Source organism: Binatus sp. (SeqCode), from assembly GCF_036522015.1.
Taxonomy (GTDB): domain Bacteria; phylum Desulfobacterota; class Binatia; order Binatales; family Binataceae; genus Binatus.
Map to the genome: position 1 here is coordinate 1 of NZ_DATDGQ010000207.1, position 5,898 is coordinate 5,898.

The window sequence follows — 5,898 nt, forward strand, 5'->3', positions numbered from 1 at the left end:
GTCGCACTCGACATGGGCGCGCTGATTGCCGGCGCGAAATTCCGCGGTGAGTTCGAAGAACGGCTCAAGGCCGTGCTGAAGGAAGTGCAGGAAGCCGCGGGCGAGATAATTCTATTCATCGACGAGTTGCATACCGTCGTCGGCGCCGGCGCGGCGGAAGGCGCGATGGATGCGTCGAACCTGCTCAAGCCGATGCTGGCGCGCGGCGAACTGCACTGCATCGGTGCGACCACGCTCGACGAGTACCGCAAATATATCGAGAAGGACGCCGCACTCGAGCGGCGCTTTCAGCCGGTGATGGTCGAAGAGCCCAGCGTCGAAGACACCATCTCGATTCTGCGCGGGCTCAAGGAACGCTACGAAGTCCATCACGGAATTCGAATCAAGGACGCCGCGCTGGTGACGGCAGCGGTGCTGTCGAAACGCTACATCACCGATCGATTCCTGCCCGACAAGGCGATCGACCTGGTCGATGAAGCCGCGGCCAAGCTGCGCACCGAGAAGGAATCGATGCCGGTCGAGATCGACGAGGTAAATCGTCGAGTGATGCAGCTGGAAATCGAGCGCGAGGCGCTGAAGCGCGAAACCGATCAGGCATCGCGCGATCGGCTGCAGAAACTCGAGAAGGAACTGGCCGAAATCAAGGAAAAGCGCGCGGGTCTGCAGGCGCAGTGGGAAACTGAAACTGGCGGACTCGAGAAACTCGCAAAAATCAAAGCCGAGATCGAACAAACCAGGCTCGCGATCGAAAAAGCCAAGCGCGAGTACGACCTCAACAAGGTTGCCGAACTCCAATACGGCAAGCTCGCGTCGCTGGAGAAGCAGCTCGCCGGCGAAGAAGAGCAGCTGATCAAGAAGAACGCCGGCGGCAAGCGATTGATCAAGGAAGAAGTGGACGAGGACGACATCGCCGAAGTGGTCGCGCGATGGACCGGGATTCCAGTCTCGCGCCTGCTCGAGGGCGAGGTGCAGAAGCTCGCGCATCTCGAGGAGCATCTGCACAAACGCGTCATCGGCCAGGACGAAGCGGTGACCGCAGTTTCCGACGCGGTGATTCGCGCCCGCTCCGGACTCAAGGATCCCAACCGCCCGATTGGGTCGTTCATTTTTCTCGGCCCCACCGGAGTCGGCAAGACCGAACTCGCACGCGCGCTGGCTGAGTTCCTGTTCGACAGCGAAGCCGCGATGATTCGGATCGACATGTCCGAGTACATGGAGAAGCACACCGTCTCGCGGCTGGTCGGCGCGCCGCCGGGCTACGTCGGCTTCGATGAGGGCGGGCAACTGACCGAAGCTGTGCGACGCCGCCCATACTCGGTCATCCTGTTCGACGAGATCGAAAAAGCGCACGCCGATGTGTTCAACGTCCTGCTGCAGTTGCTCGACGACGGCCGGCTCACCGACGGTCATGGACGCACGGTGGATTTCCGCAACACCGTAGTGATCATGACGTCGAATATCGCCAGCCAGATTATTCTCGGCTTCAAGGGACAGGACTACGAGAAGATGAAGGCGCAGGCGCTCGACGTCCTCCGGCAGAGTTTCCGACCCGAGTTTCTCAACCGCGTCGACGAAGTCGTCGTGTTCCATCCATTGACTCGCGATGAGCTGCGACAGATTGTCGACGTCCAGCTCGTGCGTCTGCGACAGCGGCTCGAGGAGCGCAAGATCGAGCTGGAGCTGACCGACAAAGCGCGCGGCTACCTGGCCGAGAACGGCTACGATCCGTCGTACGGTGCGCGTCCCCTGAAGCGCCTGATCCAGCGCGAACTCGAGACGGCGCTGGGGCGAAAACTGCTGTCAGGCGAGATTCGCGACAATTCGCGGGTTACTGTCGATTCCGGCGCGCGAGGCTTGGAGTTCAGCAGCAAACCGCTGGCCAATGCGTCCTAAGTAGCTGCTTTTACTCTAGATTTCACGATACCTGCGATCTGCCCCGACAGTCTTGCTTCGCTCAAAATAAGCATTAAACTTTAGTTAGTGTGATGCTCGGATGATGGTCGAATGAGCTTAGCTTATGCTCCGCCGAACCGGCATCAGACAGAAGGAGAGAAATGGCTAGTTCTACAATCGATCTTCGCATCGCAGCCGCGGCTTCGCGACGACCGCGGTCGCGCATTGTAATTCGCATCGCAATCGTTGCCGCGGCTCTCGCAGTCGCTGCCTCCCTCGCGTTGCTCCCCAATCCCGCCAAGGCCGCGAACAATCCCGTCGTGATCAAGATGGCTGACAAGCAGCCGTTCTACACACCAGCCAAAGTCGCGATAAAAGTCGGCGACACCGTGCAATGGGTGAACAACGGCGAGACGGTGCATTCGGTCTCGACCATCGCGGCCAACGCGCAGAATCCGAGGGACACGTCGATGCCGAAGGGCGCGACGGCGTTTAACTCAGGTTTTATCCCGCCCGGCGGCGACTACAGCTACACGTTTACCGTGCCCGGTACCTATCGCTACTTTTGCCTTCCGCATGAGAAGGCGGGTATGGTCGGGGTGATCGTCGTCAAAAAGTAGAGCTCGGAGATTTTCACAAACGTGATTGGTCCGATTGTCAGGACGTTTCGCGCCGTGGGACTGATGCTCGCAGTCGCGATTGCGATCGCGGCGTGGCCGTCGCCTGCCACATGTTTCCCGTGGAGCATCGACATGTACCGCGGGCCGGAGGTTCAGCCGTACGCCGAAGCGCCTCGCGTCACTCCGGCCGACACGATTCCTGTCCATGGCGGTGAACCACCGATGAGTCTCGAGCAGGCGACCATCAAGATGCACAACCCGTTGCAGCCGACGCCGGAGAATATCGCCAAGGGGAAGGCGCAGTTCATCACCTACTGCGCGCCGTGTCACGGAGAATCGGCACAGGGCAACGGCCCGGTCGCGCACATCCTGGCGAAACCGCCGAAAAATCTGATCGCCGGCACCAGCAAGGATCTCCCCGACGGCTACATCTACGGCGCGATTCGCGACGGCGTGCTGTCGATGCCTTCCTACGCCGAAGAAATGCCGGCCGAGCAGCGCTGGCAGGTCGTGATGTACATCCGATCGATGCAGGCTGAGGCCGCAAAGGCCAAGGTCGCCGGCAACTAGTACTACCCGTTCTGCTCGTTCGTCACGTCAGATAGGTCTTGATCACGTCGATCAGATCCTGAGCGGCCTTTGCCTGGGCCGAGGTCGGGTGATCGTCGGGGTCGACCAGGTGAAGTTTGATGTGACCCTCCATCACTTCCGCCATGAGGCTGTCGAGAGCGCCTCTGCCGGCCGCGAGGGTATGCATGATGACGGTGCAATCGAGTTCTTTTTCGAGCGCACCTTCGGCCGCATCGAGCTGGCCGCGGATGCGACGGACGCGATTGATGAGTTTTTTCTTATCTCTGATTGTATGAGCCATTGACCGGATGCCTCTAATTCGTTATAGCATACCCTAGTAGGTATAATACAATACCCAGGACGGTATCAGGTAGCAGGCGCCTTTTGCCTTTTGCAATGCCTTGTTGGACGGGCGCTTTCGGTCGTCGATCTAAATCTGTTTAATTGATTGTCGATTGCAGACCCGAGGGGTTTGTGTGATCGATTCCGGTCATGGCGATGGAACCTTTCTGAGCCGGCGACGTATCTTGCAGGGGCGGCATGAACCGGGAGTTCGGATGCCAACGATAAAGATCGGCGGTGCTCTAATGCTTGCGATCGCGACAATTGCAATTGCCGTTTCGCACGCGTGCGCCGCGGACGCTCCGCTTTCTGAAGCGCAGCTCGTCGAAATCGCAATCGAGGCGAATCCGGCGGTCAAGTCGGCGCGCTACCGATGGGACGCCGCGGTGCATTCGATAAAGCAGACTGTCGCGCCGAACGATCCCATTTTCACGTACACCAATAGCGACAGTGTGAAGAGTCCGGTCGGGCGCGCGGCACTGCGTGAATTCAACTTCACCGAGACGTTTCAATTTCCCGGTAAAGCGCTCCATCAGCGCGACCAGGCAATCGATGCCGCCGGGATTGCTCATCTCATGCTGATGGCAACGGTTCGCGACGTGCGCGCCGCGACCGAGACCAGCTACTTTCAGTTACTGCTCGACAACGCACTGTCGGAGGTCAACGCCGAGAACGTCCTGAATCTCGACCAGGTGGTCAGAGTCGCCGAGACGGCTTACTCGGGGTCGGCGGTGCAGCAGACCGACGTGATCAGCGCCGAGTTCAACCTCGCGGCGGCGCGCCAGCTTCAACACCTATACCTGACGGGGATTGCAAACGATGAGACCGCGCTGAATCTGCAACTCTACCGGCCGCTCGGCTCACCCTTGCCGGTGGATCGAACGCTCAAACTCGAAGCGCTCAACTTTCCGCTCGACGCTCTGATTGATCGCGCGTACGCGGCACGGCAGGAGATCCTCGAAGCGGCGCTCGCCGAGCGAAACGCGAATACCGCGCTCTATCTCGCGAAGATGGAATACCTGCCGGACTTTACCGCGGGGATTCAGTACGACGATTACCTGGTTCCCAGCTTCGCCCCAACTTCTGCTGGCGGCGGGTTTCAGAAGCGCGATTGGGTCGGGATCGTAGGTTTTAACCTGCCGGTTTTTTTCTGGATGAAGCAGGACGAGGACGTGGTGCGCGCGAGGGCGAGTCTGGCAGCCGCTCGCTCTGATCAGAATCTGATAAAAATTCAGACTGCGGCCGCGGTGTCCACGCTATTCCGGACCGCGCAGTACGCCTACGAAACCGCCATCCTGTATCGCGATTCTCTGATTCCCCTGGCGCGGCAGAATTTTCGGGTCGCGCTGACCGCCTACCAGGGTGGTAAAATCGATTTCACCACGCTCTCGATCGTACTGCAAAGTGAATTCGGCGCGCGGGTGAACTACCTGCAGGCGGCAAATCAATTTCTAGCCAGCGAAGTTTCGCTGGAGCAGGCAATCGGAGCGCCTTTGCATCAATGAGCCGTAGCAACTTCAATTCAGTCGCGCTGATCGCCGTCGCTGCACTTCTGCTCGGTGGATGTCACAGCGACTCGGCCAGCCGCGCCGCTCCGGTTCCTGAAGCGACTCCCGCGGTGCGCCTGGTTCGGCAACAGGGCACTGAATTGCTTCAATTCAACTCCAACGAAATCCCTGGCGTGTCGATCGTACAGGTGCAGAACATTGAGATGCCGGGGTTGCTGGAAACCTCCGGGCTGATCACTTACGACGATCGCAGTACCTCGACTATCGTTTCGCGCGTCGCGGGGCGAATCGAGCAGACGCGCGTCTCGCTGTGGGACAACGTTCAGCGCGGTGAAAAAATCGTCGCGCTCTACAGCCCCGACTTCATGACGGCGGAATCCGAGTATCTTCAGGCGCACGAATCCTCGAGACTGATTTCGGCGCCGGGCGTCGGCAGTTCGTCGGATTTTGCCGGCGCGCTGTCGCTGGCGGCGAAGCGCAAACTCCAGTTTCTCGGGATGAGCGATGCCGACATCGCCGCCATCAAGGCGCCCGATCCCATCGTCTGGGTGCGCGCACCGATCAGCGGCACGGTGGTCGATAACAAGGTGCAGCGCGGCGGCGCAGTCAATCCGGGCGACATACTTTTCTCGCTCGGCACGCTCAACGACGTCTGGATCACCGGCGACATCTACGAGGACGATCTGTCGCGTGTGCGCGTCGGCCAGGATCTGTCGGCGGTTACCACCGCGTTTCCCGATGAAGTCTTCCACGGCGTGATCGACCGCATCAGCCCGAACATCGATCCCAACACGCACACGCTGCAAATCCGCTGCAGCGTGAAAAATCCCGGCGGCAGGCTGAAACCGCAGATGCTCGCGAAGGTGACGGTCGTCACTCGCCCCGGCGAAGCGCTGGTAATCCCGCAGGACGCGCTGGTCTTCGACATCGACAACTACTATGCCTTCGTCGAGGTTAGCCCCGGC

The 5,898-nt window shown here is 59.9% G+C and carries 6 protein-coding genes; 5 read left to right on the plus strand and 1 reads right to left on the minus strand.

Annotation, left to right across the window (positions count from 1 at the left end):
- The 3 genes from VIW95_RS08980 to VIW95_RS08990 all read left to right on the plus strand — a co-directional run.
- Nucleotides 1-1,893, plus strand: a 1,893-nt coding sequence (locus VIW95_RS08980) for an ATP-dependent Clp protease ATP-binding subunit (RefSeq protein ID WP_331585549.1), incomplete at its 5' end; no start/stop codon positions are given.
- A 161-nt stretch (nucleotides 1,894-2,054) separates the two neighbouring features.
- Nucleotides 2,055-2,513 carry a cupredoxin domain-containing protein gene (locus VIW95_RS08985; protein WP_331585551.1) on the plus strand — a complete coding sequence of 153 codons (459 nt, stop codon included), beginning with the start codon at nucleotides 2,055-2,057 and terminating at the stop codon, nucleotides 2,511-2,513.
- Nucleotides 2,514-2,534: 21 nt separating this feature from the next.
- Nucleotides 2,535-3,083 (plus strand): c-type cytochrome, encoded by a 549-nt coding sequence (locus VIW95_RS08990; RefSeq protein WP_331585553.1) that lies wholly within the window; start codon nucleotides 2,535-2,537, stop codon nucleotides 3,081-3,083.
- Between the two features lie 22 nt (nucleotides 3,084-3,105).
- On the opposite strand, the gene VIW95_RS08995 is transcribed toward VIW95_RS08990, so the two are convergent.
- Nucleotides 3,106-3,384: a metal/formaldehyde-sensitive transcriptional repressor gene (locus VIW95_RS08995; RefSeq protein WP_331585555.1), complete on the minus strand. Its 279-nt coding sequence runs from the start codon at nucleotides 3,382-3,384 to the stop codon at nucleotides 3,106-3,108.
- Between the two features lie 256 nt (nucleotides 3,385-3,640).
- Here VIW95_RS08995 and VIW95_RS09000 point away from each other — a divergent pair, with 256 nt between their 5' ends.
- Both VIW95_RS09000 and VIW95_RS09005 read left to right on the plus strand, forming a co-directional pair.
- Nucleotides 3,641-4,930 carry a TolC family protein gene (locus VIW95_RS09000; RefSeq protein WP_331585557.1) on the plus strand — a complete coding sequence of 430 codons (1,290 nt, stop codon included), beginning with the start codon at nucleotides 3,641-3,643 and terminating at the stop codon, nucleotides 4,928-4,930.
- The coding region (locus VIW95_RS09005; protein WP_331585559.1) for an efflux RND transporter periplasmic adaptor subunit at nucleotides 4,927-5,898 on the plus strand (972 nt) is incomplete at its 3' end. The genes VIW95_RS09000 and VIW95_RS09005, both read left to right, overlap by 4 nt.

What these genes read in the sequence shown, in the direction of transcription:
- VIW95_RS09000 (WP_331585557.1), top strand. Translation starts at nt 3,641, where the DNA reads ATGCCAACGATAAAGATCGGCGGTGCTCTAATGCTTGCGATCGCGACA.
- VIW95_RS08985 (WP_331585551.1), top strand. Translation starts at nt 2,055, where the DNA reads ATGGCTAGTTCTACAATCGATCTTCGCATCGCAGCCGCGGCTTCGCGA.
- VIW95_RS08995 (WP_331585555.1), bottom strand. Translation starts at nt 3,384, where the DNA reads ATGGCTCATACAATCAGAGATAAGAAAAAACTCATCAATCGCGTCCGT.